Raw genomic sequence first — 4,436 nt, 5'->3', positions numbered from 1 at the left:
TAATACCTATATTATACAGAATTTTCTTTGAATTTTGGAGAGAATTTTAGTGTGCTATTATATATTTCGTTTTGATTTAAAGAATGTTTAAGGACATCCTAGCATACCTTTTATAATAATCCGATTGAACAAGGAGATGGGGGAGGAGCTATAATGGATATTCTAAAAAAGATTGAACAGCATCGAGCAGCAGAAGAACGTTTACAATGGGAAGGTACGTTTGCGGAGTATTTGGAGCTTGTGAAAGAAAGACCATGGGTGGCTCAAACAGCACACTCTCGCATTTACAATATGATAAAAGATGCTGGAATTGAAGAAGTTGATGGTAGAAGAAAGTATAACTTCTTTAGTAATCAGCTCTTTGGATTAGAGGATGCTCTAGAACGTCTTGTAGAGGAATATTTTCATCCATCTGCAAAACGATTAGATGTTAGAAAAAGAATTTTATTATTAATGGGTCCTGTTAGTGGAGGGAAATCAACGTTAGTTACAATGTTGAAACGAGGATTAGAAACATATTCAAGAACAGATCGCGGAGCAATTTTTGCAATTAAAGGATGCCCAATGCACGAGGATCCACTGCATTTAATTCCACATCATTTACGAGATGATTTCTTTGATGAGTATGGGGTTAGAATTGAAGGGAATTTATCACCACTAAATGTCATGCGTTTAGAGCAAGAATACGGATCAAGAATTGAGGATGTAGTTGTAGAGCGTATTTTCTTCTCGGAAGATCGCCGTACAGGGATTGGTACATTTAGCCCGTCTGATCCAAAATCACAGGATATTGCAGATTTAACAGGTAGTCTGGACTTTTCTACGATTGCAGAATATGGTTCAGAATCAGATCCGCGTGCGTATCGATTTGATGGAGAATTAAATAAGGCAAACCGAGGAATGATGGAGTTCCAAGAGATGTTAAAATGCGATGAGAAGTTTTTATGGCACTTATTATCACTTACGCAAGAAGGGAATTTCAAAGCGGGAAGATTTGCGCTTATTTCAGCAGATGAATTAATTGTAGCACATACGAATGAAACAGAGTATCGCTCATTTATAGCAAATAAGAAAAATGAAGCATTGCACTCAAGAATTATTGTAATGCCAGTTCCTTATAATTTACGGGTAAGTGAAGAAGAACATATTTATGAAAAAATGATTCGTGAAAGTGATGTATCGAATGTTCACATTGCACCACACACACTTCGCGTTGCAGCAATGTTCACTATTTTAACTCGTTTAAAAGATCCGAAGCGTCCGGATATTGATTTAATTAAAAAGATGCGTTTGTATGATGGAGAAACGGTAGAAGGTTATAATGCGATTGATGTAGAAGAATTACAACGCGAATATCAAGATGAAGGTATGAAGGGTATTGATCCTCGTTATGTCATTAACCGAATTTCGTCTACAATCATTCGAAAAGAGGTACCATCTATTAACGCGTTAGATGTACTTAGATCTTTAAAAGATGGGCTAGATCAGCATCCATCCATTAGTAATGAAGACCGTGAACGTTACATGAATTTCATCTCATTAGCGAGAAAAGAATACGATGAAATCGCGAAGAAAGAAGTACAAAAAGCGTTTGTTTATTCATATGAAGAATCAGCTAAGACGCTTATGGATAATTACTTAGATAACGTCGAGGCATACTGCAATAAATCGAAATTACGTGATCCGTTAACAGGAGAAGAAATGAGTCCTGATGAAAAATTAATGCGCTCAATTGAAGAGCAAATTGGAATTTCAGAAAATGCTAAGAAAGCGTTCCGTGAAGAGATTTTAATTCGCATTTCTGCTTATGCCCGTAAAGGAAAACGCTTTGATTATAATTCACATGAACGTCTTCGTGAAGCGATTCAGAAAAAACTATTTGCTGATTTAAAAGATATAGTGAAAATTACAACATCAACGAAAACGCCGGACGAAAATCAGCTTAAGAAAATCAATGATGTTGTTGCGCGTTTAATTGATGAGCATGGCTATAATTCTTCTTCAGCAAATGAATTACTACGCTATGTAGGTAGCTTGTTAAACAGATAGTTTGATAACAAAACGCTGTCTCTTGTATTTTGCGGGACAGCGTTTTATTATCCGTTCATATGTGTATAAAGTGTCATACCTTGTCCAAATGTAATAAATTAAGATGCAATTTTATGAATTTATTGTCAATTATTTTTACAATATGCATATGATAGAGTAACCAACCATTCATACGAAAAAAGCCAACACAATACAATATGTTGCAAAGTAAAAATATGTGCAACAATGCATTGTGTTTCTTTCTTATCAGTGGCTGAATATTTCTTTCTATTATGTGAGTGGCAAAATTTTGTTTAGGATGCTCGGGGTATTGTATGAAAAACGTTATAAATGTTTATGGGATGATTTTCTGTGGGCAGTTACCTTTCAAACATTCTAGCTTGCACATTACAGAACAAAATTTATAGATTGCTGTTCATACAGGAAGACAATTACAGTAAGGAGGGAAAGGAATGGGCGAAGAAAATCAACCAAATTATACGATTTCACAGGAAAACTGGTCCCTCCATCGCAAAGGATATGACGACCAACAGCGCCATCAAGAAAAAGTACAAGAGGCAATTAAGAATAATTTACCCGATCTTGTAACAGAAGAAAGTATAGTTATGTCTAATGGCAAGGATGTTGTAAAAATACCAATTCGTTCTCTAGATGAATATAAGATTAGATACAATTATGATAAAAATAAACATGTTGGGCAAGGAAACGGTGACAGCAAAGTTGGTGATGTCGTTGCGAGAGATGGATCAGGTGGTCAAAAACAAAAAGGGCCAGGAAAAGGGCAAGGAGCAGGAGATGCAGCTGGGGAAGATTACTATGAAGCTGAAGTCTCTATTTTAGAATTAGAGCAAGCGTTTTTCAGAGAGTTAGAACTGCCTAATTTAAAGAGAAAAGAAATGGATGAAAACCGGATTGAACATGTTGAATTTAATGACATTAGAAAAACAGGATTATGGGGAAATATCGATAAGAAACGAACAATGATATCCGCATATAAACGAAATGCAATGAGTGGTAAAGCATCTTTTCATCCAATTCACCAAGAAGACTTAAAGTTCCGCACTTGGAATGAAGTATTAAAGCCAGATTCAAAAGCTGTTGTATTAGCGATGATGGATACGAGTGGATCAATGGGAATATGGGAGAAATATATGGCACGTAGTTTCTTTTTCTGGATGACAAGATTTTTACGCACAAAGTATGAAACAGTAGATATTGAATTTATTGCCCATCATACGGAGGCAAAAGTAGTTCCAGAGGAAGAGTTTTTCTCAAAAGGAGAAAGTGGCGGAACGATTTGTTCTTCTGTATACAAAAAAGCACTCGAACTTATCGATAATAAATATTCACCAGACCGCTATAATATTTATCCATTCCATTTTTCAGATGGTGATAATTTAACATCAGATAATGCTAGATGTGTAAAACTTGTTGAAGAGCTAATGAAGAAGTGTAATATGTTTGGGTATGGGGAAGTGAATCAGTATAACCGCCATAGTACACTCATGTCAGCCTATAAAAATATTAAAGATGAAAACTTTAGATACTATATTTTAAAGCAGAAAGCAGACGTATTTCATGCGATGAAAAGCTTTTTTAGAGAAGAATCAGGTGAGAAAATGGCATAACCTCTTTTAAAGAGGTTCTTTTTTTGTAAACTTTTTATTTTCCTAGTTGACAATGATAATGAAAATCATTATCATTTATTCGAGAAATGATTACATTTCGAATTATATATTTCGGAGGAGATGTAAAATTGAAACAAAATAAAAGAAAACGTATAAATGCAATGATTATAGCGGCGGCGTTATCACTTCCGTTTGCTGTTTATTCAACACCTGCTTTAGCGGCAGTAGCAATTGAGGCGAATAAAACGGGACAAGGTTTAGAAGATGGTACATATGACGCTGTTATTAAAGCGTATAAAGATAAAACGAATGAAGAGTCTATGGCAGCTGTTTATATAAAGGATCCGAAATTAACAATTGAGAATGGAAAGAAAATTGTAACAGCAACGTTAAGTGATAGTGATTTCTTTCAATACTTGAAGACAGAGGATATTCACACTCCAGGTGTGTTTCATGATGTAAAGGTGATATCAGAAGACAAAAAGAAAAATGGGACGAAGGTTATTCAATTTGAAGTTGGAGAATTAGGAAAAAGATACAATATGCAAATGCATATTTATATTCCAACGATGGCCTATGACAATAAGTATCAAGTACAGTTTGAAGTAAATACATTGAATTTAGAGAAAAATGTTCCAGAAAAACAAAAGGAAAATAAAGAGGATAAAGTGGATCAACAAGATGGAATTGGAAATGTAATAGTAGATAAGCAACTACAAAGGCATATTAATAAATATAATTTGAATAGAGAAAATCTAG

At 34.7% G+C, this 4,436-nt stretch carries 3 protein-coding genes; all 3 read left to right on the top strand.

Going from position 1 to position 4,436, the window contains the following annotated elements; genetic code table 11:
* Window positions 1-153 precede the first annotated feature (153 nt).
* Window positions 154-2,049 (top strand): PrkA family serine protein kinase, encoded by a 1,896-nt coding sequence (locus tag ACQGS6_RS23505; protein WP_000353273.1) that lies wholly within the window; start codon window positions 154-156, stop codon window positions 2,047-2,049.
* Window positions 2,050-2,501: 452 nt separating this feature from the next.
* The gene (yhbH, locus tag ACQGS6_RS23500) at window positions 2,502-3,677 is read left to right on the top strand and encodes a sporulation protein YhbH (RefSeq protein WP_000503518.1); all 1,176 of its coding nucleotides are present in this window, start codon (window positions 2,502-2,504) and stop codon (window positions 3,675-3,677) included.
* Window positions 3,678-3,805: 128 nt separating this feature from the next.
* Window positions 3,806-4,436, top strand: a 631-nt coding sequence (locus ACQGS6_RS23495) for an NEAT domain-containing protein (protein WP_426965692.1), incomplete at its 3' end; no start/stop codon positions are given.

This window comes from Bacillus sp. GMs2/2 (assembly GCF_050172095.1).
Classification (GTDB): Bacteria; Bacillota; Bacilli; order Bacillales; family Bacillaceae_G; genus Bacillus_A; species Bacillus_A cereus.
Note: the sequence above shows the minus strand (reverse complement) of the source record. Positions and strands in the feature narration are given on the sequence as shown.